The organism is Streptomyces sp. V4I8, assembly GCF_041261225.1.
GTDB lineage: Bacteria > Actinomycetota > Actinomycetes > Streptomycetales > Streptomycetaceae > Streptomyces.
In genome coordinates, this window is record NZ_JBGCCN010000001.1 from 5,499,626 (window position 1) to 5,523,244 (window position 23,619).

General features: G+C 70.2%; 22 protein-coding genes and 4 pseudogenes. 10 read left to right on the forward strand and 16 right to left on the reverse strand.

Features of this window, described 5'->3' with window-relative positions; all coding sequences use genetic code 11:
* Positions 1-5: 5 nt before the first annotated feature.
* From ABIE67_RS24965 to ABIE67_RS25000, 8 genes are all read right to left on the reverse strand, one after another.
* The gene (locus tag ABIE67_RS24965; protein ID WP_370261323.1) at positions 6-560 is read right to left on the reverse strand and encodes a carboxymuconolactone decarboxylase family protein; all 555 of its coding nucleotides are present in this window, start codon (positions 558-560) and stop codon (positions 6-8) included.
* A gap of 60 nt (positions 561-620) precedes the next feature.
* Complete coding sequence (locus tag ABIE67_RS24970) at positions 621-2,183, reverse strand: FAD-dependent oxidoreductase (RefSeq protein ID WP_370261327.1); 1,563 nt, start codon at positions 2,181-2,183, stop codon at positions 621-623.
* Positions 2,184-2,198: 15 nt separating this feature from the next.
* Positions 2,199-2,492, reverse strand: a complete 294-nt coding sequence (locus ABIE67_RS24975) for a putative quinol monooxygenase (RefSeq protein ID WP_370261331.1) — start codon at positions 2,490-2,492, stop codon at positions 2,199-2,201.
* Positions 2,489-3,181: a histidine phosphatase family protein gene (locus tag ABIE67_RS24980; RefSeq protein ID WP_370261335.1), complete on the reverse strand. Its 693-nt coding sequence runs from the start codon at positions 3,179-3,181 to the stop codon at positions 2,489-2,491. Before ABIE67_RS24980 ends, ABIE67_RS24975 begins: the two co-directional genes overlap by 4 nt.
* Positions 3,182-3,184: 3 nt before the next feature.
* Positions 3,185-3,445 carry a phosphopantetheine-binding protein gene (locus ABIE67_RS24985; protein ID WP_370261340.1) on the reverse strand — a complete coding sequence of 87 codons (261 nt, stop codon included), beginning with the start codon at positions 3,443-3,445 and terminating at the stop codon, positions 3,185-3,187.
* Between the two features lie 68 nt (positions 3,446-3,513).
* Entirely contained in the window at positions 3,514-4,515 is a 1,002-nt protein-coding gene (locus ABIE67_RS24990) for a beta-ketoacyl-ACP synthase III (protein ID WP_370261344.1), read from the reverse strand.
* Complete coding sequence (locus ABIE67_RS24995) at positions 4,512-5,525, reverse strand: AvrD family protein (RefSeq protein ID WP_370261348.1); 1,014 nt, start codon at positions 5,523-5,525, stop codon at positions 4,512-4,514. Before ABIE67_RS24995 ends, ABIE67_RS24990 begins: the two co-directional genes overlap by 4 nt.
* Positions 5,522-6,013: a hotdog fold thioesterase gene (locus ABIE67_RS25000; RefSeq protein ID WP_370261353.1), complete on the reverse strand. Its 492-nt coding sequence runs from the start codon at positions 6,011-6,013 to the stop codon at positions 5,522-5,524. Before ABIE67_RS25000 ends, ABIE67_RS24995 begins: the two co-directional genes overlap by 4 nt.
* 238 nt (positions 6,014-6,251) lie before the next feature.
* On the opposite strand from ABIE67_RS25000, the gene ABIE67_RS25005 reads away from it, so the two are divergent.
* On the forward strand, positions 6,252-7,229 hold the full coding sequence (locus ABIE67_RS25005; protein WP_370261357.1) for an aldo/keto reductase: 978 nt from the start codon (positions 6,252-6,254) through the stop codon (positions 7,227-7,229).
* A 28-nt stretch (positions 7,230-7,257) separates the two neighbouring features.
* On the opposite strand, the gene ABIE67_RS25010 is transcribed toward ABIE67_RS25005, so the two are convergent.
* Together ABIE67_RS25010 and ABIE67_RS25015 are read right to left on the reverse strand one after the other, a co-directional pair.
* On the reverse strand, positions 7,258-7,872 hold the full coding sequence (locus ABIE67_RS25010) for a LuxR C-terminal-related transcriptional regulator (protein WP_370261362.1): 615 nt from the start codon (positions 7,870-7,872) through the stop codon (positions 7,258-7,260).
* A gap of 294 nt (positions 7,873-8,166) precedes the next feature.
* Positions 8,167-8,967: a helix-turn-helix domain-containing protein gene (locus tag ABIE67_RS25015; protein WP_370261367.1), complete on the reverse strand. Its 801-nt coding sequence runs from the start codon at positions 8,965-8,967 to the stop codon at positions 8,167-8,169.
* 168 nt (positions 8,968-9,135) lie between these two features.
* Here ABIE67_RS25015 and ABIE67_RS25020 point away from each other — a divergent pair, with 168 nt between their 5' ends.
* Positions 9,136-10,410, forward strand: coding sequence for a beta-ketoacyl synthase (locus ABIE67_RS25020; RefSeq protein WP_370261375.1), 1,275 nt, complete (start codon positions 9,136-9,138; stop codon positions 10,408-10,410).
* 301 nt (positions 10,411-10,711) lie between these two features.
* Here the strand turns inward: ABIE67_RS25020 and ABIE67_RS25025 are convergent, their stop codons facing one another.
* The 3 genes from ABIE67_RS25025 to ABIE67_RS25035 form a co-directional block, all read right to left on the reverse strand.
* Positions 10,712-12,070, reverse strand: a complete 1,359-nt coding sequence (locus tag ABIE67_RS25025; protein WP_370261380.1) for a cytochrome P450 — start codon at positions 12,068-12,070, stop codon at positions 10,712-10,714.
* A 104-nt stretch (positions 12,071-12,174) separates the two neighbouring features.
* Positions 12,175-13,068: a menaquinone biosynthetic enzyme MqnA/MqnD family protein gene (locus ABIE67_RS25030; RefSeq protein ID WP_370261384.1), complete on the reverse strand. Its 894-nt coding sequence runs from the start codon at positions 13,066-13,068 to the stop codon at positions 12,175-12,177.
* Positions 13,069-13,078: 10 nt separating this feature from the next.
* Positions 13,079-13,852 (reverse strand): class I SAM-dependent methyltransferase, encoded by a 774-nt coding sequence (locus ABIE67_RS25035; protein ID WP_370261387.1) that lies wholly within the window; start codon positions 13,850-13,852, stop codon positions 13,079-13,081.
* Positions 13,853-14,308: 456 nt separating this feature from the next.
* Between ABIE67_RS25035 and ABIE67_RS25040 the strand changes: the two are divergent.
* The 3 genes and pseudogenes from ABIE67_RS25040 to ABIE67_RS25050 form a co-directional block, all read left to right on the forward strand.
* Positions 14,309-14,460: pseudogene (locus tag ABIE67_RS25040) on the forward strand (transposase); the annotation flags it as partial.
* A gap of 52 nt (positions 14,461-14,512) precedes the next feature.
* Positions 14,513-14,749: an RICIN domain-containing protein gene (locus tag ABIE67_RS25045; protein WP_370261391.1), complete on the forward strand. Its 237-nt coding sequence runs from the start codon at positions 14,513-14,515 to the stop codon at positions 14,747-14,749.
* Between the two features lie 122 nt (positions 14,750-14,871).
* Positions 14,872-15,805: pseudogene (locus tag ABIE67_RS25050) on the forward strand (TerC family protein); the annotation flags it as partial.
* A gap of 449 nt (positions 15,806-16,254) precedes the next feature.
* On the opposite strand, the gene ABIE67_RS25055 reads toward ABIE67_RS25050, so the two are convergent.
* Positions 16,255-16,539: an ATP-binding protein gene (locus ABIE67_RS25055; protein WP_370261395.1), complete on the reverse strand. Its 285-nt coding sequence runs from the start codon at positions 16,537-16,539 to the stop codon at positions 16,255-16,257.
* A gap of 741 nt (positions 16,540-17,280) precedes the next feature.
* Here ABIE67_RS25055 and ABIE67_RS25060 point away from each other — a divergent pair.
* From ABIE67_RS25060 to ABIE67_RS25075, 4 genes are all read left to right on the forward strand, one after another.
* Positions 17,281-17,874, forward strand: coding sequence for a carbonic anhydrase (locus tag ABIE67_RS25060; RefSeq protein WP_370261400.1), 594 nt, complete (start codon positions 17,281-17,283; stop codon positions 17,872-17,874).
* A gap of 5 nt (positions 17,875-17,879) precedes the next feature.
* A complete protein-coding gene (locus tag ABIE67_RS25065; protein WP_370268886.1) occupies positions 17,880-19,382 on the forward strand; it encodes a SulP family inorganic anion transporter in 1,503 nt (500 codons plus the stop codon).
* Between the two features lie 46 nt (positions 19,383-19,428).
* Entirely contained in the window at positions 19,429-19,614 is a 186-nt protein-coding gene (locus ABIE67_RS25070) for a hypothetical protein (protein ID WP_370261404.1), read from the forward strand.
* Between the two features lie 345 nt (positions 19,615-19,959).
* A complete protein-coding gene (locus tag ABIE67_RS25075; protein ID WP_370261407.1) occupies positions 19,960-21,585 on the forward strand; it encodes a serine hydrolase in 1,626 nt (541 codons plus the stop codon).
* A gap of 167 nt (positions 21,586-21,752) precedes the next feature.
* On the opposite strand, the pseudogene ABIE67_RS25080 reads toward ABIE67_RS25075, so the two are convergent.
* Positions 21,753-22,754, reverse strand: a pseudogene (locus tag ABIE67_RS25080) (oxidoreductase).
* Positions 22,755-22,845: 91 nt separating this feature from the next.
* On the opposite strand from ABIE67_RS25080, the gene ABIE67_RS25085 reads away from it, so the two are divergent.
* On the forward strand, positions 22,846-23,370 hold the full coding sequence (locus ABIE67_RS25085; protein WP_370261410.1) for a TetR/AcrR family transcriptional regulator: 525 nt from the start codon (positions 22,846-22,848) through the stop codon (positions 23,368-23,370).
* Positions 23,371-23,395: 25 nt separating this feature from the next.
* Here the strand turns inward: ABIE67_RS25085 and ABIE67_RS25090 are convergent.
* Positions 23,396-23,610: pseudogene (locus ABIE67_RS25090) on the reverse strand (TetR/AcrR family transcriptional regulator); the annotation flags it as partial.
* Positions 23,611-23,619 lie beyond the last annotated feature (9 nt).

A 23,619-nucleotide genomic window follows, 5' to 3' on the forward strand; every position in this document is an offset into this window, starting at 1 on the left:
CGCACTCAGCCCTTCACCTGGTCCTGCACCTCGGTCAGCCGGCCCCAGGAGGCGATGCCCTCGTCGAGCGGGATGTCCAGGCTGGCGAGGTACATGGCGGTCATGGCGCTGTGGCCGGCGAGGTGGGTGACCTCGGCGATCTCGTTCTCGGAGTAGTGCTTGCGCAGGCCCCAGTACGCCTCCTCGCTCGCCTTGTGATCGACCATGCAGTCGGTGACGTAGCGGACCAGCGCGGCGCGGTCGGCCGGCAGTTCGTCGTACAGGGCGTCCTCGATCGCCTTGATCTCGGTGTCGTCGAGGCCGGCCTTCCTGGCGAGCGGGTAGTGCAGCAGACGCTCGAACTCACTGTCACGCAGCTTGGCCACGCGCAGCACGATCACCTCGCGGTCCAGCAGGCTCAGCAGCCCGACCGTGAAGGTGCCGCCGAGCGCGAGGTGGGCTGCGGCCGAGTTCTTGGTCAGCAGCAGCGCGCGGGTCAGGTTGGACTCGAACTTCTCGTACACCGCGCGCTGCTCGGGCGTCATGTCGGCGACTTCGGTGAGAGTGACGCGAGGGGACATGCCAGGCTCCTTGTGTCTGGGAGGGGGTGTGGGGGTGAGGGGATCGGGTGGGTCGAGGGCTTATGCGGGTACGGCGGTGAGGGGCGCCGGTGTCGTGTCGCGCACATGGCGGGCGAGGGCCCGGGCGACCGTGTGCACACAGGTCGCGGGAGCGTGGGTGTCCAGCGGGACCAGGGTGTCCAGGTGGCCGTCGGGCCGGACGACCAACGCATGGGCCTCGCGCGGGAGTTTGCCGAGCAGCGGGCCGGGCGGCCGGCCGCCCAGGTCGGCGAGCGCCGCCCCGGAGGTCTTGGCGCGCAGCGCGTCCACGACCTGCGTCCAGTGCTCGTGGCGGTACTCCAGCCCCGGCCACAGCAGGACCGTGAAGCGGTCCACGGCGAGCACGGGCCCGGTGCTCGACTGACGCCAGCCCAGTGGCAGCCGCTCGCCCGGCACCAGGGTGCGCCGCCTCGGCCGGGCCCCGTAGTGGGTGTCGATCTGGGCGAGCCGGGGTGCGAGGGCCTTTTCCAGGGTCTGGGTCGCGGTGCCCAGCCGGTAGACGGCGTCGCGGGCCAGGGTCTGGTGCCGGGTGGAGTACAGCCCGATCCGGGCGAGCCGGGTGGACAGCGCGGCCACCTGGTCGACGGCCGGCCGGCGCTCGGTGTCGTAGCTGTCCAGCAGTTCGGGGCGGTAGTCGCCGCGCACCACACCGGCCAGCTTCCAGCCCAGGTTGACCGCGTCCTGGATGCCGGTGTTCAGGCCCTGCGCGCCGGACGGGCTCATGGCGTGCGCCGAGTCGCCGACGAGGAAGACGCGGTCGCCGCCGTACGTGGCCGCCGAGCGGACGTGCGCGGTGAAGACGCCGCTGAACCGCATCTCACCGAGCCGCCGGGCCCCGGGGACGCGCTCGCCGAGCAGTGTCTCGAAGAAGGCGCGGTCGGGGGTGTCGCCGGTGTAGTCGTCGGGCACGCTCGCGCCGACCCGGAAGACGCCGTCACCGAGCGGCGCCAGCACCATGTTGCCGGTGCGGGTCAGGTAGTACGCCGCCTCGCTGCTGGTCGTCTCGCCCAGGATCTCGGCGTCGGTGATGGCCAGCCGGGTCCTGAGGGTGCGGCCGGTGAACCGGAAGCCGAACACCTCGCGCACGACGCTGCCGTAGCCGTCGGCGCCCACCACGTAGTCGTAGGTACGGGTCTCCTCGGTGCCGTCGGGCAGGCGGAGCCGGCAGTCCACGCCGTGCGCGTGCCGGGTGCCGTCGAGGAACGTGGTGTCGTAGTCGATACCGCCGCCGAGTCCGGTCAGGTGCTCCTCGAGGATCGCCTCGGTGCGCCACTGCGGGATGGTGATGGCGAACGGGTAGCCGACGCCGCGCAACCGGTCGAAGCGGACCAGGCCGATCATTTTCTTGTTCGAGTAGTAGTTCATCTGGTCGAAGTAGTGACCGCCTTCGACCAGCTTCCGGCCGACCCCCACCCGGTCCAGCAGTTCCAGGATGCGAGGCCACAGGATGGTGGCCCGGGAGTGCGGGCTCTGCCTGCGGAGCTTGGAGATGACGTCGGCCCGGACCCCGTGCGCGAGGAGTTCGGCGGCGAGCACCATCCCCACGGGACCGGCCCCGACGATGAGGACGCGCGGTCGCTGCATGTCGCTCACCACGCGTCAGACGTCGAGCGCGCGCAGGCGGTGGACGTACGGCGGGCGGACGAACGCGCCCTCGGTGCGGGCGAGGAACTCGGCGACGTACGGCTCCTTCATGTGCAGGTCGATGGCTTCCTGGTCGGCCCAGTCCTCCACCAGCACGACGACGTCCGGGTGCTCCTCGGACCGGAAGGCGTCGAAGCGCAGCGCGCCCTCCTCCTCCCGGGTCGCGTCGCACAGGTCCTGGAACGCGGCCGCGACCGAGTCCATACGGTCCGGTACGACGTCGAAGAGAACGGTGATCTCGATGCTCATGTGTGGGTCACTTCCTTGGCGGTGAGGTCGTCGAGGCCGACGAAGGTCACAGGTGCGGAGGGCCGGTCGGGCCCGGCGCACTCCTGAGGGGCGGCGTTCCACTGGCGCAGGGCGATCCGGGCGTGGCCCTGCGCGGTCCACTCGGTGTCCAGGCAGAGCGCGCGGCAGGTGCCGACCATGACCGGGGGCACGTCGTCTCGGGCGGCGACGAGCGCCTTGGCCAGCAGGTTCAGCACCCCGCCGTGCGCCACCACCAGGACCCGCTCGGCGGTGCGCTCCGCGGTGAGCACGTGGTGGAGTGCCGCGCAGAAGCGGGCCCGCGCCGCATGGCCGCTCTCGCCGCCCGGCGGGGCGTACCCGGGGTCGGTCAGCAGCCGTCGCATGGTCTGCGGATCGGTCCGGGCGAACTCGGCGCGGTGCAGCCCGTCGAGGCTGCCGAGGTGGCGTTCGCGCAGGTCGCCGATGCGGTGGTGGGGCACGTCGAGCCGGCCCGCGGCGTACGCGGCGGTCTGGGCCGCGCGTGCCATCGGTGAGGAGTAGACGGCTGCCCAGCCGCCCGTCGGCAGCGAGCGCGCGGCCCGCTGGGCCTGCCGTACCCCCTCGTCGTTGAGCGCGATGTCGGCCTGGGCCTGGAAACGGTCGGCGGCGTTGCGGTCGGTCTCTCCGTGCCGGAGCAGGACGACGCGCACGGCTCAGACGGTGGTACCGGCGGTCGCCGGTGCGCCGAGGGCCTCGACCGCGCGGGCGGCCTCGTCGACGGACTGCTGGGCGTTCAGCACGCCTTCCGCGATGGAGACGCCGAGCCGCTTCTCCAGCAGCAGAGACACCTCCAGCAGGGCCAGGGAGTCCACCGCCAGGTCCTCGAAGACGGTGCTCTGGGCCACCTCCTCCTGCGGTATGTCGAACTTGCCGGTGAGAATCTCGACGATCATCGTGGACACGGAGCCGGTCATGGGTCACCTCGAAGTGTGGTGGGTGGTACGGGAGTTGAGCAGGCCGCTCCGTTGCGGCCGGCCGGGGTTCAGCCGATCGGCAGGTCGGGCCAGACGAGGGTGGCCGAGCCCCAGGTGGCACCGCCGCCGAAGGCGGTCAGCAGCACCCGGTCGCCCTTCGTGAGGGTGCCGTCGGCCAGTCCGTCGGCGAGGGCGAGCGGGATGGAGGCGGCGGAGGTGTTGCCGACGCGCTCGATGTTGAGCACGGCGCGCTCCGGCGGCAGCCCGAGCTGTTCGGCGACGGCGTGGATGATGCGGGTGTTGGCCTGATGGCCCACGAGCCGGTCGACATCGGCGACCTCCCAGCCGGTACGGGCCAGCACCGTGCGCGAGGACTCCGCCATACGGCGGACCGCGGCGAAGAACACGGACTTGCCGTCCATCCGGAAGTACCGGTCCTGCGCACGGGGCGTCCCACCCCGGGACCGCTCCTCGGAACCGCCGCCACGCACCGTGATCAGGTCCGCCATCGAGCCGTCGCTGCCCAGGTGGACGTCGAGCACGGCGCCCGGCTCGGTGCGCTCCCCGGCCCGCAGCAGCACCGCGCCCGCCCCGTCGCCGAAGATCACGGACGTGGTGCGGTCCTCGGGGTCCAGGATGGTGCTGTACGACTCGGCGCCGATGACCAGCACCCGTTCGGCGAATCCCGCGGTCACGGCGGACGCGCCGGCCTGGAGGGCGTAGACGAAGCCGGAGCACACGGCCGCCACGTCGTACGCCGGTACGTCGGTCAGACCCAGGCGGGCGGCCACGGCCGGCGCCGTCGCCGGGCACGGGCGGTCCGGGGTGGTGGTGGCGACGATCACCAGGTCGGCGCCGTCCGCACCGGCGTTCTTCAGCGCCCGCTCGCCGGCCTCGACGGCCAGGTCGCCGGTGCTGGTGCCCGGGTCGACGACATGGCGCTGGGCGATGCCGGTACGGGTGCGGATCCAGGTGTCGGACGTGTCCAGCCGCCGGGACAGCTCGTCGTTCGTCACCACGCGCGGGGGCACGAAGCCTCCCACGCCGGCGAGCACAGCCGCCCGGGTCATGCCGCCACGATCCCTTCCGGGAGCTGGTGGGCGACCGCCGAGCGCACCCGCAGGCCGGCGAGTTCGGCCACGACGTCGAGCGTGCGCCAGGTGCCGCCGCCCATGTGCAGCAGTCCGGGCTCGTCCAGCCGGGTCGTCACCGGTATCGCCTCCGTGGGGCGGTCCGGGCGGGACGCGGTCAGGGTGGTCTGCCGCATCCACAGGGTGTTGCTGTCCTGGCGGCGCATGCCGTCGAGGTCGTAGAGCATGATCTGGGCGAGCTGGAGGGCCGTGACAAAGGCGTCGATCATCGACACGGACGGCTGGTGTGCGCCCTCCAGGCCCGCGGTGGGCACCGCGGCGCCGCCCTCGTGGGCGACGGTCAGCACGGCGTCGGCGCGCAGCGCCCGATGGTCCACCGCCACGTCGCGGATCGACTGGCGCCGGGTGGTGAACCCGGTACCGAAGTAGCGGTCCGTCGCGGGGCCGAGGAGGGCGGCGGGCGACGCGTACGTGCTGGTGTCCTCCGGCGCGCCCGTCGGAAGGGCGTGGACCACCTCGCACCGCACCCGCATGGTGCCCACCGCGCAGTCGACCGACGACACCGCACGCCCGGGTTCCCCGGCGAGCGGGTCGGTGCGGCGCAGGGTCGCCTCGGCCGGCAGCCGTTCCAGGTCCTCCTGCGGGCTGCTGCCGGCCGTCATCCGCACCCGGCGCAGCCAGGCGTCGCGCAGCTGCGCGACGGAGCCGGCGAGGCAGGCTTCGGCCAGCTGAGCGGCGACGACCAGACCGTCGACGGTGCTGAAGTGGGGGCGCAGATCGGTGCCGGCCGCCTTCTTCGACCAGTCGGCCGGGTAGCTGACGCCCACCGAGGAGGCGGCCCGCACGGTTCCGTCCGCGCCGCGGGTGAGGCGCAGCTCACCGATGTCGTAGCCGACCCGGCGGAAGCCGCGGCCGAAGAAGCGCTGCTCGGCCGGGCCGAGATGATCGTCGACGGACGCTGTCACGGTCCGTGCTGAAGTCGGGGTCATCGGTGCTCCGTTCGTCGGAATTCGTCCCGCGGGGACGGCGGTGCGGATGCCGTGCGCGCGCCGGGCCTGCGGCCACCGCCGCGCCGGACGGCACAGGTGAGCCGTGCCGTGCAGGTCCGGTTGCCGGAGTCATCGGTGATGACGATCTCGTACGAGGCCATGGCCTGCCGTTCGCCCAGGGGGCGGCACACTCCGGTGACGGTCCCCGAGGAAACCCAGCGGTGGTGGGTACAGGACAGGTCGACGCCCACCGCGTTGCCACCGGGGCCGGCATGCAGGAACGCGGCGAGCGAACCCAGGGTCTCGGCGAGCACGGCGTTGGCGCCGCCGTGCAGAATTCCCACCGGCTGGCGATTGCCGGAGACGGGCATGGTGCCCACCACAAGTCCCGGTTCGCAGGTGATGATTTCAATACCCATGCGTCGGGTGAGTTGTTCGCCTTCGTATGCGCCGTCGACCCGCATCGGGCCGAGCATCATGTTCGGCATCACGGTCTCCGTATGTTTCCGGGGCCCGCACCGGCGGGCCAATCCGAGTCAAACACCGGGGTTGAGACCGGCAACAGCCTCGTGGCCTTTTGCTGCCATGGGCTTGGCGCTTTTACCGAATCCAGGAAGACTCGTTCTCGAGAGGTAACCCGACGGAAATCTGGGAATGCTTCGGTGCACACGCCCAACTAAGATTGGGTGGATATGTGTTGAGGATCAGGAAGGGAGTGCGGTCTCGGTGCAGCGTGTTTCGCTCGGCGGGCTCGATGTATCACGCATCGGCCTGGGCGCCATGTCGATGTCCGACTACTACACGGGAGCGGGCAGCGACGAGGAGGAAGCCGTCCGCACCCTGCGGCGGGCATGGGACCTCGGCGTCGACTTCGTCGACACCGCCGAGATCTACGGCCCGTTCGTCAACGAGGAACTGGTCGGACGGGCGGTCGCCGGACGGCGCGACGAGGTGGTGATCGCCACCAAGTTCGGGCTGGTCTCGCACGACGGCGCCGGCCCCAATGTGCTCGACAGCTCACCGGCCAATGTGCGCAAGGCGGTCGAGGGTTCGCTGAGGCGTCTGGGGACCGACCGTATCGACCTGTACTACCAGCACCGCGTCGACCCGGGCACTCCGATCGAGGACACCATGGGCGCACTCGCCGAGCTGGTGCGGGAGGGCAAGGTCCGGCACGTCGGACTGTCGGAGGCCGGTCCGGAGACCATCCGGCGCGCCCATGCCGTGCACCCCGTGACGGCGGTGCAGACCGAGTACTCGCTGTGGTCCCGCGAGCCTGCCGAGACGCTGCTGCCGCTCTTCCGCGAGCTGGGGATCGGGCTCGTCGCCTACTCGCCGCTCGGCCGGGGATTCCTCACCGGAGCCATCCGTTCCACCCGGCAGTTCGCCCCGGACGACTTCCGGCTGACCACGCCACGGTTCGCCGAGGGCAACTTCGAGGCGAACCTGCGGATCGTCGACGAGGTGGAGGCCGTGGCCCAGGACGTCGGGGCCACTTCCGCGCAGATCGCGCTGGCCTGGCTGCTGGCGCAGGGCGACGACATCGTCCCCATCCCGGGCACCCGGCGCGTGGCCCGCGTCGAGGAGAACGCCGCCGCGGACGCGGTCGTCCTCACGGCCGAGCAGCTGGCCCGGCTCGATGCCCTCACCCCGCCGGCCGGCGAGCGCTACGCCGAGGGGGACCTGGCCCGCACGGGGCTGTAGGGCTGCTGCCGGGTCCGCTGCCGCCGTGTCAGATCCACTGCCGTCGAGCCGCTTCCACCCCCGCCTGGAAGCGGCTCTGGGCACCCATCCGGGACATCACGCCCGCTATGGTCCGGCGGACCGTGCGGACCGACAGACCGGTCCGCCGGGAGATGCCCTCGTCGGTCAGCCCCGCGGCGAGGAGCACCAGCGCCTCCCGCTCCCGCTCGTCCAGCCCGTCCGGCCCCGCCGTGCCGGCACGGAGGTCCGGCGGCGCACAAGCAGCCCACACCTGGTCGAAGAGAGTCTGGTGGGCCGTCACCAGAAGCCGCCCGCGCAGCAGCGTCGCCGAGGAGTCGCCCGCCCCGGGATCCGACGGCACGATCGCCAGGTCCCGGTCGGCCACGGCCATCCAGACCGGCAGGTGCGGCAGTGCCCGCAGCTGCGCGCCGGACGCGGCGATCCGCCGCAGGTCCTCGGCCTGGGCCGGATCGCGGGCCAGGTCCTCCAGGTGCAGGACGCGCACCCGCGCCCCACGACGCACCAGCTCGGCGCTGAGCAGTGCCGCCCGCTCCCGCACCCGGCGGTCGTAAGGGCGACGGGGCAGCGCGAGCCGTAACTCCCGCACCGTACGAAGGCGCAGGGCGTCCAGCTGGGCCACCACGGAGTCGGAGTCGGTGAGTGGATGAAGTGCCGTTCGGGCAGACGAGTATCTGGCTTTCCATGTCACCATTCCGCAGCAAAGAATTTACGGATCTGGCACGGACCCCCCGTGCGCCACAGGCGCGATCCCCATAAGAGGTAAAGACCCCGACTGCGTAGAGGGCTGAAACCAAACGGATCTCAGGTTGCGCCTTAAACGAGGTTGCAAGGGGCGTTCAGGGCTTGTCAAGCGGCAAAAACTTGCCGGTTGGCAGTCCTCTTTTTCTGTGTAGAGTTGGCCGCGGGGCGGGCGCCGCTACGCCGGCATCAGAGTCACGAAGCGGGCGCCTGGACGGTAAGCGGGGAGGAGGACCTGGGCGGTGACAACCAACTCGGTCTGTGAAACATGGGGGAGTTTCAGGCGGAATCGTCCGCCCTGCCGGAACGCGATGATGCGTGGCCCGGCGTTCCAGAGTTCTCGGCACACCGGCTCGCGTCGGACACTCGCCAGTAAATCCTTGAGTATCGGATCGTCCGGATTCCGGAAGAGCGCGAATCTCAACTGGGCAAGATACAGCGAAGCCTGTTTCTGCCAGTCCGCTATCTGTACACGTGAATCCGGGTTCTGCAGGACCCAGCGCATCAGATTGGCTTCCGGCTCACGGACCCAGGGAAACCACCAGGCCATGAGCGCGTTGTAGGCGATGACGTTCCACGCGTGGTCTATGAGATAGGCGGGAAACGTTGTCTGCGCGTCGACGAACTCCTTCAGTCGACCGAACCTGCGGCCGTCGTCCGTCGGCTGCCTCTCGTCCGACACCTCGGTCAGCCGGTACCAGTACAGAGCCGTACGTTCGTCCGGACCGAGGGCCAGCGCGTCCGCGAGCTGGGTCAGCGTGTCCGAGGTGAGCGGGACCTGAGCCCCGCTCTCCAGGGCGCGGTACCAGCGCTCGCTGACGCCCATCCGCTGGGCGACCTCTTTTTGCGGCAGCGCCTTGCTGCGCCCAAGCTTCACGCCCGCCTCGGCGCGCCAGGCGCGCAGCAGGTGCGGAAGGTCGGCGAATTCCAGCTGGAATTCAGCTGGTTCGGATATGTCTGAATCGCGAGGCTCCGTCACGTCTCCCCCGTTCGTGCCATGTGATCGAACGATCAAACACTAGCCGGAGGCGCCATCGACCCCTGTAGGCGTGAGCATGCCGGATACGCCGTCCGCTCCGCAGTCGATTAACCGGGCGGTCGGAAGAACTTGCAGCAGTCGCGGCAGAGTGAAGGGAAAACGTTTGCCATGAGTTATGTCAGGGACATGTCCAAGGTGGTCGTCACCGGACTGGGCACGATCACACCGCTCGGCGTGGGCAGCGCCACCCTGTGGGAAGGGCTGCTCGCCGGCCGCTCGGGCATCCGGCCGCTCACGGGGCCCGAGTACGCCGACCATCCGGTCCGCATCGCCGGCACCGTCCCCGAGGACCCCGCCGAGCTGTTGCCCAAGCCGCAGGCGCGACGTATGAACCGAGCCGCCCAGTTAGCGGTGGCGGCGGCTCGCGAGGCATGGCAGGACGCGGGGTTCGCCGTGGGCGGCACCCGGCACAACGGCCTGGACCCGGAGCGGGTCGGCGTCTGCGTCGGCACCATCATCGGCGGCGCCGGCGTCCTCGTGGAGGGTGGCCGCCGACTGCGGGACAGAGGCGTCCGGGCGGTTCCGCCGCTCACCGCGCCCATGACCGTGCCCTCCCAGGCGGCGTCCCAGATCTCGCTCGACCTGCGTATCACCGGGGAGGCCCGCACCGTGGTCAGCGCCTGCGCCTCCGGTACCGAGGCCATCGGACAGGCCATCGACCGCATCCGGTACGGCCATGTCGACATCGTGCTCGCCGGCGGGGCGGAGGCCGCCGTGACGCCCGAGGTCATGGCCGCGTTCACCGCGATGCGTGCGCTGTCCGCCCGCAACGACACCCCCGAGGCCGCGTCCCGGCCCTTCGCCAAGGACCGAGAGGGCTTCGTGAACAGCGAGGGGGCGGGCCTGTTGGTGCTGGAGTCGGAGGAACACGCGCTGGCTCGCGGCGCTCGGATCTACTGCGAGGCCGCCGGCTGGGGGCTGTCGGCCGACGCGCACCACATGGCCGCGCCGGACCCCACGGGCAGCGGAGTGGCGGCCGCCCTGCGGCGCGCGGTCGAGAATGCGGACGCCGGTACCGCCGACGTGATGCACATCAACGCGCACGCCACCGCGACCGTCGAGGGCGATCTCGCGGAGGCGGCCGCCCTCAGCGCCGTCTTCGGCGACGGGGACGGCGCCGTCCCCGTGCCGGTCACCGCACTCAAGGGGAGCCTCGGGCACCTTCAGGGCGCCGCGGGCGGTGTCGAGGCGGTGGCCACGGCACTCACCCTGCACCACGGGATCATCCCGCCGACCATCGGCTGCGACGACCTCGACGACGCGATCCGGCTGGACGTGGTCACGCGCCTCGCCCGCCCGCTGCCCGCCCATGGCGACCTGGCGCTCAGCAACTCGTTCGGCTTCGGCGGCCACAACGCCGTACTGGCACTGCGGCGCGGATGAGGCGCGCGGTGGCCGACGTGCTCAGCGCACGGCGGTGGGCCACGGTCGGCCGGTGAGTCGTGGGGTGGTGGCCCGTGGCGGGGCGGCGTCGGGGCGCTCCGGCGGGAGGGTGTCGGGGCGCTCCGGCGGGAGGGTGTCGGGGCGCTCCGGCGGGGTGGTGCTCGTGTGGGCTCGGCGGGGTGGTGCTCGTGTGGGCTCGGCGGGGTGGTGCTCATGTGGGCTCGGCGGGGTGGGGTGGTGCTCGTGCAGGCTCGGCGGGGCGGCGCTTCGACCGGGCTGTGCGTCGGGCCGGTTCGGCTGCTCATGGCGAGGTGTCGCCCCAAGGGGTGGTCCGGTCGAGGACCGCCCCGGTGCGCAGAGGGAGCGACGCCGGGCCGCGGAGTACGACATGCGGGCGGTAGCGGGGTGGTCCGTCGGCGAGTTCCGGCCCGACGACCCGCTGGGCGAAACGGATGAAGGCCAGTTCGGCCTCCAGCCGGCCCAGCGGCGCGCCGAGGCAGTAGTGCGTGCCCAGGCCGAAGGACAGGTGCCGGGAGGCATCGGTGCGCACCGCGTCGAACCGGTGCGGGCAGCCGAACGCGGCGGAGTCGCGGTTCGCGCCGGCCAGCAGCAACACCATGGTGGTGCCGCGTGGAACGCGGGTGCCGCGTACGTCCATGTCCTCGCGGGCGTGCCGGTGAACGAGCTGGAGCGGTGGCTGCAGCCGCAGCAGCTCCTCGACCACGGCGGGTGCCGTCGCCACGGGGTCGTCGCGCAGCGCGGCCAGGGTGCCGGGGTGGTCGAGCAGGGTCAGCAATCCGTTGGCGATCAGGCTGACCGTCGTCTCGTGCCCGGCGTTCAGCAGCAGTCGGCAGGTGGTGACGATCTCCTCGTCCGTGAGCGGTGCGCCGTCGATCTCCGCCGCCAGCAGCCGGGAGACCATGTCGTCGCGTGGCGCGACCCGCCGCTCGGCCGCCAACCGCCCGAAGAACTCCGTGAGTTCGGCCTCGGCCCGCCGGCGCTCCGCCAGGCCCGGCGCGGGTGCCCCGAGGAACGCCAGGTAGGGGTCGACCGCCCGGCCGAGCAGGGAGGAGCGGGTGCGGTACCACTCCCGCTCACCGGTGTCGATGCCCAGCACCCGGCAGATGACGGTCACCGGCAGCGGCGACGCGAGGTCCGCGACGCCGTCCAGATGCCCCCGGGCCGCCGCCTCGTCCAGCAGGTCGTCGATCAGCTCCCTGATCATCGGCGCCAGCCGCCGCACGGCCCGGGGAGTGAAGCCAGGGGCGGCGAGACGGCGCAGGGCGCCGTGCCGGGGCGGGTCCATGAACAGGAAGGACGGGAGTTCCGCGGGGGCGGGCGCCGCACCGCCCGCGGCACCGGGCGACCCGTGCAGCAGGGCGTGGCCGCGGTCGTTACTGGCCCGCGGGTCGCGCAACACCGCCTCGCACGCCTCGTGGGAGGCGAAGACCACCACGGGGCGGCCCGGCACCCACACGGGCTCCGCGGCCAGGATCTCCTCGTACAGGGGATAAGGGTCCGGCCTCGACCGGGGATCGAGGACGTGCGACAACAAGGCCACCGCCTGCTGCCGGGCCCCGTCCGCCGATTCCGCCGATTCCGCTGATTCCCGGGGACCACGGCCGCCCGCGCCGGCCGACGAGAACCCGGCGCCCCTCACACTCCTTTCCCCGACCGGCGTATCCGGTGTTCCCCGAGAGGCGGACCCGGGAGACGCGTGGAGCCTCCCGCCGAACACAGGCTCCCCCGCCACAGGCGCGTCGCTCACCGTGCCCCCTCGAACCGGCGGACGGCCCAGTCCTCGGGAACCAGTCCACGGTGGGCGGCCAGGGCGGCGAAGTGGCGGACGGCGCGCTCACCGTCTCGCGTCAGCTCGTAGCGCAGGGTCTCGTAGTACGACAGCAGTTGTGCCGAGGTGAAGTCCGACGTCAGGGCCGCCTGGGCGGCGACCTGCGGCAGCTGCGCCAACCCGCAGTCGCGGGCGGCCAGCAGCGCCCGGTGCACCGCGGCGGCCGCGTGCGGCTCCCGCTCGGCGTACTCCCGTCGGACCGCCCACACGGCGAACACCATGGGCAGCCCGGTCCACTCGGTCCACAGCTCCGCGGTGTCGTGGACGATCGTGCGGCCGTCCTGCGGCACGCCGTCGAAGTGGACGCGCAGTGCGGGGTCGCCGATGACGACCGCCGCGTCGCCCCGGCGCAGCAGGGCGGCCGGCTCGGGCGGTCCGGTGAAGTAACGCGGCGTCAGCCCCAGCCGCTCCTCCAGCAGCAACCGGGCCAGCAGCACCGTCGTACGGCTGGTGGACGTCAGCCCCACGCGCAGGGCCGCGGGTACCTCGTGCAGCGGGGCCCGGGTAACGATGTGGCACGACATGACGGGCCCGTCGGCCGCGATGGCGAGCTCCGGAAGCAGCAGCAGGTCGTCGGTGTGCCGCAGGTACTCGGCGAGGCTGATCGGCCCCAGGTCGAGTTGACCCGCGATCAGCCGGTCACCGGACGCCTCGGGGGAGAGCGACAACAGGTCGAGGCCGGGCAGGAGCCCGAGCTGCCGCAGTCCCCACAGGATCGGACGGCAGTTGAGGAAGGAGAGGAGACCGACGCGGGGCGACGGTTCGGCGACGGCACCCGGACGGGCGGCGGCGGTGCTGGTGGACGACATGGACACGCCCCTACTTGTGGCCCCAGGACTGCACCAGAGCGGGTGCCAGATCCCAGAAGCCGTCGTCGCGCAACAGGCCGTGGAACTCGTCCAGTTCGTACGGCGTCACATAGCCGCCCGCGATCAGCTGCTCGCGCGACATGTCCACGGTCAGCCGCCAGAAGTCGGCGAGCCGGGTCCCACCGCGCAAATTCTGCGTGACGGTATTCGCACCGACGTCGCGGTAGCCGTGGTCGAGGAACGACCCGGGCTGGCTGCGAGCCCACCAGCTGTCCGTGCCGAGCGTCCCGCAGATGAGGCTGCTCCAGCGCTGCATCACCTTGCGGTACGTCGGATGCGGCGCGCTGTCGATGGGGAACCAGCAGAACGACTCGATCAGCACGAACCCGCCGGGACGCAGCCAGCGCAGCATCCGCCGCATGACGTCGTCGCGCTGCGGGAGATGGCTGAGCACCAGCCGGGCGTGGATGACGTCGAAGGAGCCGTCCGGGAACGGGTCGGTGGTGACATCGTGCACCAGCCGGCGCAGCCGGGGCTCCTGCACGCGCTCCAGCAGGCGCAGATCCAGGTCCGTGGCGATCACCTCGCCGTCCGGAGCCTGCCCGCACAGCCACTGCGCGACGGATCCGGAACCAGCCCCCACCTCCAGACAACGGGCATCACGGCTCACGCCGAGCGCGTCGAGGGTGCGCGTGCACAGCGGGTCGAAGACCTCGGCGAGCAGACGGAGACGTACCTCCTCGTCCTGGTCGAGAGCGAAGAGCGTCTCGCCGTATTTCTCCATCTCGGGCCCTCCGGAAAACGTCGGATTCCTTGCAACTCCGGGCAGCCAAACAGGTGACCGGCAGCCGCATTCAGCCCTCCGGGCGTACTGGCCGGATGCTGCCAGGCCCCGGGCCTCCAGGGGACCTCCGGCCGCTCCCACGTCCCCTCTCCAGGCGGGTGACGAGAATCGAACTCGGGCTCTCGGCTTGGGAAGCTGCGATCATTCACCGCAGGTTTGGGCGCTGACCTGAGCGAACGGCCGGGCTGGCTACAGCTGGCGGGCCCGTTGTCGGTGCCTGTGGCTATGGTCTGAATCGCGCGGTCGGCTTCCGGGGGTTCCAGCTCTGCAGGGAATGGTTGCATCCCCGGCCTGTCCGGGGGCGGCCCGGAAACACGTCCGGGACCCAACCGACGGTCGGGCTTCGTCGATGGCCAGCGGATGACCTGCCAGCGCCGGCCGCGCGCCACTTCTCGCAAAGTGCGCTGGGTGGTCGAGCGCGCCTTCGCCTGGCTGCACCAGTTCCAGCGGCTCCGCACCGCTATGAACGACGCGCGGATCTCCATCAGGGCCTGCTCGGACTGGCCTGCAGCCTCATATGCCTTCGCCGTCTACGAACCTCATCCTGAGACGATCAGTGGCTACGCTGAACCACCCCGGCCGCACCTCGTTCAGAAGCGGTTGCAGCGACTGCGCTGCGGACCGCATGTCCTGATCCGTGACGTCAAGTGGACCATCGACACCGCCCCCGGCGGCGCGTACACACTGACCTACGTCAGCAGCGGCAAGGCGCTCGATGTCGACGGCTACAAGTCGACCGTCGGGCTCCAGCTGCAGCAGTGGAAGCCCACCGGCGGCACCAACCAGCGGTGGTACCTGCGGCCCAACGACGACGGGTACTTCTCCATCGTCAGGTGACGCGGTGGAATCACATGGGCTCCGGCCGGCCTCGCCCGCTCCGCATGCCCCCGGGGGCGCAATGCCGGACACTCCTGTATAGGGCCGGCGTATTCGCGCGGGCCATAGTGAGGGTGTTCGCCGTGCTTGAGGTCCCGCTCTGGCTGTGGGGGGCGTTCGCCGCGACGGTGGTCGTGTCGCTGACGGTGGACCTGCTGTCCCACCGCACCGCGCACGTCATCGGCTTCAAGGAGGCCGCCGCCTGGAGCGGCCTGTGGGTGAGCCTCGCCCTGATCTTCGGCGCGGTCGTCTTCCTCGTCCTCGGCACGACTGCGGGCACCGAGTACACGACGGCGTGGCTGCTGGAGAAGAGCCTCTCGGTCGACAACTTGTTCGTCTTCGCCGTGATCTTCGCGTACTTCAAGGTACCCCGCGCCTACCAGCACCGCGTGCTGTTCTTCGGCGTCATCGGCGCACTGGTCTTCCGCGGGATCTTCCTCTCCCTCGGCGTGGCCGTGGTCAGCCGCTTCACCGCGGTGCTGTTCGCCTTCGCGGCGGTGCTCTTCTACAGCACCTACAAGCTCCTCAAGGACGAGGAGGAAAGCTTCGACCCGGGGAAGAGCTTCGCCGTGCGGATGCTCCGCAAGATCATCCCGGTCCGGGACGAGTATTCCGGGGCGAAGTTCTTCGTCAGGGAGGCCGGCAAGCGGATAGCGACCCCGTTGCTCGCGGTGGTCGCGGCGATCGAGGCCGCCGACCTGATCTTCGCCGTCGACAGCGTGCCCGCCGTCCTCGCGGTCAGCGACGACGCCTTCATCGTCTACACCAGCAATGCGTTCGCCATCCTCGGCCTGCGGGCGCTGTACTTCATGCTCGCCGGCCTGCTGGACCGCTTCCACTACCTGAACAAGGGCCTGGCGATCATCCTCGCCTTCATCGGCGTCAAGCTCATCCTCCAGGCATCCCACAAGCTGATTAGCCCCAGTATCCCGGAGATCCCCTCACCGATCAGCCTCGCGGTCATCGTCGTCGTCCTGACGGGTTCCGTGGTGCTCAGCCTCAAGAGGCCGGCCCCCATAGACCGTCTGCAACACACCGACGAACAGGACGCCTCCGCGGCCACCGAGCAGCCCGAGACGCCCAGCGCACTGCCCGTGACGGATGCCCCTGAGCCTCCAGCCGGGTCACCGGGCGGGGAGGGTGGAGCCCGCCCGCGCTCGGGTGCTCGCAGAAGCAGGACACTAGCCGACACGCCAATGCAGGCATATCGTAAAAAAATGGTCAAAACGAAGCGCAAGCCTGAAGCGTACGTATGCCCGACGTGCAAGAAGTCCGTGCCGGCCGCAGTCCATCGACACAAGAGCCTCGGCGTATTCGTTCCCGTGTGGGGCCCGGGCGCATGTCAAAACCGCGACTGTCCCGACTATCGGCTGGACCCCAACCGAAAGCACTCTTCGTCCCGGTAACGAAACCGGCAGCGTGGCGATGGACTGACGGCCTGGACCTGCGGGGGTCGCCCCTGCCCGTCACAGCGGGCGGGCCGCCGGATCCCCGCCGGGATCATCGGCCAGGACGATCGCGGCCTGAGGCGCTTGACCATCGGCTCGCGCCGCACCTCGAAGCTGCGGCACCGCCATCGTGATCTCCAAGCCGTGCCGCCCGACCCGGCCCGGATCGGCAGGACAGGCCGGCGGCGGCGTCGGATCGGTGTCCCGCACGCTGATCTCCACGGCGCCGTCGCTGTCCTCCAGGTCCAGCAGGCAAGGGCCGGGTGCGTGGTGGTATGCGTTGGTCACCAGCTCGCTGACCACCAGCTCGATCGGGCGGCTGACGAGTGGCTCCTACCCATATCAGCCACCCCCCCACGCACGGGCAGGAACAGACCGATGAAGGGAGGAGGGTGTGAGAGTCGCGTGGCCGCAACACGCGAACCCGGGCCGTTCGATTCCGGCGAAAGCTGCCTCAGGAGGCATAAACGTTGCCCCTTCTTTGCGGCAGTGACAGCTTCGCGCCAAGTCCACTTCTGTTTTCAGGCTCTCTTGGCGCGCAAACGCTCAGTTAACCCCGCGAACGTCCTTGTCCAGTTAACGTATTCTTGACCAGCCTTTGACCGGCCATTGGCACACACAAAAGGCAATGGGCTGCCTTGAGGGGGGTTCATGTTCCGAGGTGCGAAGTTCCGGACCGTGGTTTCGCTCTCACTGCCGTTCTGTTCGCTCTCCAGTGCTTCGAATCCGCAGCGCCTTTCCTATCCGCGCGCACAGTCCGTCATGTCAAGGCCAAAGCGCGCTTCCCTGCGCACCAGCGACCGGCACCGCGCCGTCGGTTGTGTCCTCGAAGCGCCGGACCGCCCGCTGATGAAGGCGTGCACGTCGACCGCGTCCAAACCGAACACGCCCCGCCTCGCCACGGCACGTCGAGATGGACGGCAGCCCACCCGCCGGCCGGCCGTTCTGCAGGTCTTCCGCTGCTGAGCCGTAGAGCACCCACACCCCCCGTGCCCGGTAAGTCCGACGCGTACCCCACGGCGCGCCAGGAGGTCACACCACACCATGCAGCCTCTCATCGACAACACTCGCTTATTCGAACAGCGCCCTGAGGGGTGCGCTCGCCTCGCCGAGGGCCAGTCCCCCCAGGTCCTGTTCATCACCTGCTCCGACTCCCGGGTCGTACCAGCTCTGATCACCGGTGCTCGGCCCGGCGAGCTTTTCGAACTGCGTACGGCGGGCCACATCGTCCCGCCGTACGCCGCCACCACCCCCACTGGCGAGAAGGCCACGATCGAGTACGCCGTGCAGGTGCTCGGCGTCAAACACGTCGCGGTGTGCGGTCACTCCCACTGCGGCGCCGTCGCCGCGGTGGTGCGGCGAGACGACCTGGCCGCGGTACCGGCCGTGCGCGACCGGCTCGTGCACGCCGCGGACGAGCCCAAGTGCTCCGGCATCACCGATCCGGCGGTCGCCGAGGCCGTGCAGAACCACGTGCTCACGCAGCTGGAGCGGCTGCGTGCCTACCCGTGCGTCGAGAAGCGCCTGGAAGCGGGTGAAGTCCAGTTGCACGGCTGGTACTACGAGGTCCACACCGGCATCGTCCGGGAGCAGGACGCAGAATCCGGCACCTTCGAGATGCTGTGGGGGAGTTGGTGACCGTGCTGTCCAAATACCCTTACCGGAGGCAGGACTTCCTTGCCTCCGTCGTCGTCTTCCTCGTCGCCGTACCCCTGTGTGTCGGTATCGCGGTCGCCTCCGGTGTCCCGGCCGAACTCGGCCTGATCACCGGCATCGTGGGCGGTCTCGTCACCGGTCTAATGCCCGGCAGCAGCCTCCAGGTGTCCGGGCCCGCCGCGGGCATGACTGTGATCGTCTTCGAGGCCGTCAGCGAGTTCGGCGCGGGCACGCTCGGCGTGATCGTGCTGTTCGCCGGTCTCCTCCAGCTCGCCATGGGCATTTTGAAGATCGGCCGCTGGTTCCGGGCGATTTCCGTCTCCGTCGTCGAGGGCATGCTCTGCGGCATCGGTCTGGTGATCATCGCTGGGCAGATCTACGCGGCGGCGGGTCTGAAGGCCCCGGAGAGCGGTATCGGCAAGATCGTGGGCCTGCCGGGGGTGTTCGCCCACGCCGTGGGCAGCACCGAGGCTCTGATCTCTCTCGCGATCGGCGCGGGCACCATCGCCGTCATCGTTCTGTGGAAGAAGCTGCCGAAGGCCATGCAGTCCGTGCCCGGCGCCCTCGCGGCGGTGGTCCTGGCCACGCTCGCCACACTCGCCCTCAGCCTGCCGGTCGCGACCGTCCAGGTGGATGGTCTGCTCGGCGTCATCCAGCCGCCCGGAGCCGAAGCCTTCGGCGAGCTGGCCGGCCCGGCCATCTGGGGCACGATCATCGCGTTCGCGCTGATCGCCTCGGCGGAGAGCCTGTTCAGCGCGGCGGCCGTGGACCGGCTGCACGACGGTCCGCGCACCGAGTACAACAAGGAGATGATCGCCCAGGGCGCGGGCAACACCGTGTGCGGTGTGCTCGGCGCGCTGCCGATGACCGCGGTGATCGTGCGCAGCTCCGCCAATGTGGCCGCGGGTGCGAAGACCAAGGCGTCGCGTGTGCTGCACGGCGTGTGGCTGCTGCTGTTCGCCGCCGCGATGCCGTGGGCCCTGGGCCTGATTCCGCTTCCCGCCCTCGCCGGCATCCTGGTGCACGCGGGCTGGAAGCTGATTCCGTTCCGTCAGATCGCGGCGCTGTGGCGTAGCCACAAGGGCGAGGCACTCATCCTCGTGGTCACGGCTGTCTCGATCGTCGCCGTGAACATGTTCGAAGGCGTACTCATCGGTTTGGCACTGGCGGTCGTCAAGACCGCTTGGGAGGCTTCGCACGTCAAGCTGGAGGTCATAGACAAGGGCGCCGGTCCGATCCAGGTCTACCTGTCGGGTAACGCCACCTTCCTGCGGCTGCCGAAGATTCTTGACAGCCTGGAGGCGCTGCCGCAGGACCGCCCGGTCGAGCTGGACCTGTCCGGCCTGCACCACCTCGACCACGCCTGCCGTACGGCCCTGGAGTCCTGGGCGGAGCGGCACAGCGCGGTCGGCACGGAACCGGTGAAGATCACCGAGCCTGTGAAGGCCACATCCGCCGAGAATGCCACGGCGGACACCTGGCACCGCTGAGCAGCCGGGCGGTGCACACGGCGGCCCGCGCGTCCACGAACTCCTCGTGGATGGCGTCGGCGCTGACCGCGGGCACCTTCGGCAGCAGACGGTGCTCGACGAGCACTCGGACGAGGAGCGACAGGAGGAGGTCGCAGCCGACCTCGACGTCACGGTCCGGAAGGCTCGCGAGGAGGCTGCCCGGAAGGCTGGGGAGAAGCCTTCTGGCCCGGATCTGGCACGCGGCGAGTGATCACAGCGGACAGCAAACGGGCCCAGGTCTCCGACCTGGGCCTTCTTCGTGGAGCGGGTGACGAGAATCGAACTCGCGCTCGCAGCTTGGGAAGCGACGGCGCTCGGGTGGTGGGCTCTATGGCTCTGACCTGCGCAGATGCCTTCTCTCTGGGATGAAAGTGGTGTCGGATCCCACCGCCGTTGACCGTGGTTATCCGCTCGCTTGGGCACGCTATGGGCACGACACCGTGCACAGGGACTCAGCCTTGGGCCTGAACAGGCGAGCGTGACGGCGTTATGCCGGACCCCCCGGACGGCCCGCCAAGGCGCGACAGGAGCCGGGGGCGGGATTTCCATGGAGGACATGCCCCGACTCGACAGTGCATGCCCCCGCCCCCTTCGCTCCGCCGCGGCACTGGGCCTGGTAGCGGTGCTGGCCGTCGGCTGTACCGGGTCCGATGCCGACACCACCACCGCCGCCGTCGGCCGTGCGGCCGTCGCGACGTCGCCGCTGCCCACCGTCCCACCCGCCCAGCCACCGCCACAGCTCACCCGGGCCGAGGTCGAGACCGCGGTGAGCAAGCTGGACGACGTCGTACGGGATGCCATGCGCCGCACCGGTGTGCCCGGTGTCGCCGTGGGCGTGGTGCACGACGACGAGGTGCTGTATGCGAAGGGGTTCGGCGTGCGGAAGGCAGGCACGAAGGACGAGGTCGGAGCGGACACCGTCTTCCAGCTCGCCTCGGTCTCCAAGCCCCTTGCGTCCACCGTGGTCGCCGCGGCCGTGGGCGAGAAGACCGTCGGCTGGGACGACCCGGTCGTCGACCACAGCTCCGGCTTCGCCCTGAAGGACCCGTGGGTCACCCGCCATGTCACGCTGGCCGACCTGTTCTCGCATCGCAGCGGACTGCCCGACCACGCCGGAGACCTCCTGGAGGACCTCGGCTACGACCGCTCGTACATCCTTGACCACCTCCGCTACGAACCGTCGGCCCCCTTCCGTGCCCACTACGCGTACACCAACTTCGGTCTGACCGAAGCCGGCGTCGCTGCCGCGCGAGCAGCGGGGACCAGCTGGGAGAAGCTGTACCGGCCGCTCGGCATGGACTCCACCAGCTCTTCCTTCGCCGACTACGAGAAGGCGGACAACAAGGCCGCCTTGCATGTGAAGACCGGGGACACCTGGCGTGCCGAGCATGTGCGCGACGCGGACGCCCAGAGCCCGGCGGGCGGGGCCAGCTCCACGGCCCAGGACATGACGAAGTGGCTGCGCCTGCAACTGGGCAACGGCAAATTCGAGGGGCGGCAAGTCGTCGACGCCGACGCGCTGGAGCAGACCCACCTGCCGCGCATGGTCTCCGAGCCGCCGCACGCGCCCGCAGGCAGGTCCGGGTTCTACGGGCTCGGCTGGAACGTGAGCTACGACGACCAGGGCAGGCTGAAGCTCGGCCACTCCGGCGGCTTCGCGCTGGGGGCGGCCACCAACGTCGCGCTGTTGCCCTCGGAGAAGCTCGGCATCGTCGTCCTGACCAACGGCGAGCCCATCGGCGTGCCCGAGGCGATCGCCTCCACGTTCCTCGACACCGCGCAGACGGGCGGGCCGACCGTCGACTGGCTGGCGTTCCTCGGGCCGATCTTCAAGCAGTCCCTGCAGGGGGAACAGTCGCCGGTCGACTACAGCAAGCCTCCGGCCTCGCCCGCACCCGCCAAGGCGAACAGCGCCTACACCGGAACGTACGCCAATGATTACTACGGCCCGATGACCGTCAGTGCCCAGGGGGACGAACTCATCACGCAACTTGGGCCCAAGAAGCAACGGTTCTCCTTGAGCCACTACGACGGTGACACCTTCAGCTACCGCACCACCGGCGAAATGGCCGTCGGCCTGTCCGGCGTGACCTTCACCGTCGGGCCCGGCGGACGCGCCGACAAGGTCCGGGTCGAGAACCTCGACACGACCGGTCTCGGCACCTTTACGAGGAACGACTAGCCGAGTGGCTGAGTGGCCGGCCTCGCGGTACGCGCCCTTGACGGGTGCGACTGCGGGAGGCCGCCTCGGCGCTGTTCGCCGAGCGTGGTTCGAGGTGGCCTCCACTTGTGTTCAGTCCGCGGGCTGCGGTGTGGTGTTCCCTGGTGTTCCCGTTCTGCCCGGACCGCTCAGGCAGCCGCCAACTTCCGGATGCGCGGATGGTTCTCCAACGCCCAGCGCACGGTCTTCGGCGGGCGTCCGAGCAGGGTTTCCAGCTCGTCGGTGATGTCGCCGTATCCTCCGCGGCCGATGATCCGGGTCAGGGTCTTCAGGTGCTCCGCGATGTGCGGGTAGGCAAACATGTTGGTGTCCACGTAGGTCTCGTTCCAGGTTTCGATGTCTTCGGGGACATACGTGACCGGGCGTCCCAGCACGGCCGCGAAGTCCTCGGCGATCCCGCGCATGTCCCCGGCGGTGTAGCGCGGCTTCGGCTTCGTGTCGGTCGCTGCCGCGACGATCGCCTGGGCGACGACGTCGGTGGCGTCGCCGCCTCTGACCGCCTCCGCCATCACGCGGTCGACGGTCTGCCGCTGCTTCGCGTACGCGTGCAGGAGGGTGTCGGGCTTCGCGCTGTTGGCCTCGAACCCGGTCCTGGTGTAGGCGGGTTGGACGATGAGCGCCCGAGCGCCGTGGTCGCGGACCTCGTGGTCCAGGGACTCGGTGTAGCCCTCGATCGCGTGCTTGGCGGCGGCGTAGGCGGCCATGTAGGGCTGGGGCAGGAACCCGAGCACGGACGAGATGTTGATGACGCGCCCGCGTCGCTGAGCGCGCATGTGCGGCAGAACCTCGTTCACCATGCGCATGACCCCGAAGACGTTGGTGTCGAAGACGGCCTGGGCCTGCGCGACGGAGGTTTACTCGGCCGCACCCATCGAGCCGACGCCGGCGTTGTTGACCAGGACGTCGATCCGCCCGATCCGCTCGCTCACCTCCTGGACCGCTGTGGCGACCGAGGCGTCACTGGCGACGTCGAAGCCGAGGATGGTCACGCCGTCGAGTGGGGTGACGCGTGAGGTGTCACGGCTTGTGCCGACCACGTTGAATCCGGCTGCGACCAGGGCGAGCGCGGGTTCCTTCCTGATGCCGGATGACGCACCCGTCACGAGTGCCACTGGCCGATCTGTCGTCATCATGGACTCCCGCACTCACTCGAAACCGATCGGTTTCCACTACAGTAAACCGATCGGTTTCCATGTGCAAGTTCAAGCAGGGGATGGCGTCATGGGCAGGATCAGTGCGCAGGAGAGGCGTGAGAGCGTCATCCGCGCGGCGGTGGCCGAGTTCGCACTCGGGGGCTACTACGGCACCTCTGTCGCGGTGATTGCCAGGCGGGTCGGCGTCACGCAGCCGTATCTCTTCCGGCTTTTCCCGGACAAGAAGGCGATCTTCGTCGCCGCTCTGGTGCGGAGCATGGAAGACACCCGCCTGGCTTTCGAGAGGGCGGCCGACGGGGTGGAGGATGACGAGCAGGCCCTCCAGGCAATGACGAGCGCTTACGCGCAGCTGATCTCGACGCGCCCCGAAACGCTCCTGATGCAGATGCAGGGATACGCCGTCGTGGCGGCCGACGAGGCGCAGGGCGATGACCTGATCGGTGAGGTCGTCCGGGCCGGCTGGATGAGGATCTGGGAAACCGTGCGCCGGCGGCTGGGCGCTGATGCCGACAAGACCGCAGGCTTCTTCGCCTGCGGCATGCTCGGCAACACGCTTGCGGCCATCGGGCTTCCCTCGGGTGCCGGGCGGTGAGGGGGTGTTCTGAACGGGTGATGCGTCAGCGCACGCCTACCGTGTCGAGCAGGGTGGTCACGGTGGGCGCGATGAGCCCGGTCAGGTTGTCGGCCTGAATTCCCGCGCGGGCGCTTGCGCCGTCGAAGACCAGGCTGAGCTGCCGGGCCAGCAGATCGGGATCGCCCGCCCCGCCCCGCCCCGCCCCGCCCCGCCCTGCTCGGCCTCGGCGCGGAAGAAGGCGGTCAGGTTGGCCTTGACCTAACCCGG

What these genes read in the sequence shown, in the direction of transcription:
- ABIE67_RS24985 (WP_370261340.1), bottom strand. Translation starts at nt 3,445, where the DNA reads ATGACCGGCTCCGTGTCCACGATGATCGTCGAGATTCTCACCGGCAAG.
- ABIE67_RS24990 (WP_370261344.1), bottom strand. Translation starts at nt 4,515, where the DNA reads ATGACCCGGGCGGCTGTGCTCGCCGGCGTGGGAGGCTTCGTGCCCCCG.
- ABIE67_RS24970 (WP_370261327.1), bottom strand. Translation starts at nt 2,183, where the DNA reads ATGCAGCGACCGCGCGTCCTCATCGTCGGGGCCGGTCCCGTGGGGATG.
- ABIE67_RS25060 (WP_370261400.1), top strand. Translation starts at nt 17,281, where the DNA reads ATGCAGCCTCTCATCGACAACACTCGCTTATTCGAACAGCGCCCTGAG.
- ABIE67_RS25035 (WP_370261387.1), bottom strand. Translation starts at nt 13,852, where the DNA reads ATGGAGAAATACGGCGAGACGCTCTTCGCTCTCGACCAGGACGAGGAG.
- ABIE67_RS25030 (WP_370261384.1), bottom strand. Translation starts at nt 13,068, where the DNA reads ATGTCGTCCACCAGCACCGCCGCCGCCCGTCCGGGTGCCGTCGCCGAA.
- ABIE67_RS25085 (WP_370261410.1), top strand. Translation starts at nt 22,846, where the DNA reads ATGGGCAGGATCAGTGCGCAGGAGAGGCGTGAGAGCGTCATCCGCGCG.
- ABIE67_RS25075 (WP_370261407.1), top strand. Translation starts at nt 19,960, where the DNA reads ATGCCCCGACTCGACAGTGCATGCCCCCGCCCCCTTCGCTCCGCCGCG.
- ABIE67_RS24965 (WP_370261323.1), bottom strand. Translation starts at nt 560, where the DNA reads ATGTCCCCTCGCGTCACTCTCACCGAAGTCGCCGACATGACGCCCGAG.
- ABIE67_RS24995 (WP_370261348.1), bottom strand. Translation starts at nt 5,525, where the DNA reads ATGACCCCGACTTCAGCACGGACCGTGACAGCGTCCGTCGACGATCAT.
- ABIE67_RS25020 (WP_370261375.1), top strand. Translation starts at nt 9,136, where the DNA reads ATGAGTTATGTCAGGGACATGTCCAAGGTGGTCGTCACCGGACTGGGC.
- ABIE67_RS24975 (WP_370261331.1), bottom strand. Translation starts at nt 2,492, where the DNA reads ATGAGCATCGAGATCACCGTTCTCTTCGACGTCGTACCGGACCGTATG.
- ABIE67_RS25000 (WP_370261353.1), bottom strand. Translation starts at nt 6,013, where the DNA reads ATGCCGAACATGATGCTCGGCCCGATGCGGGTCGACGGCGCATACGAA.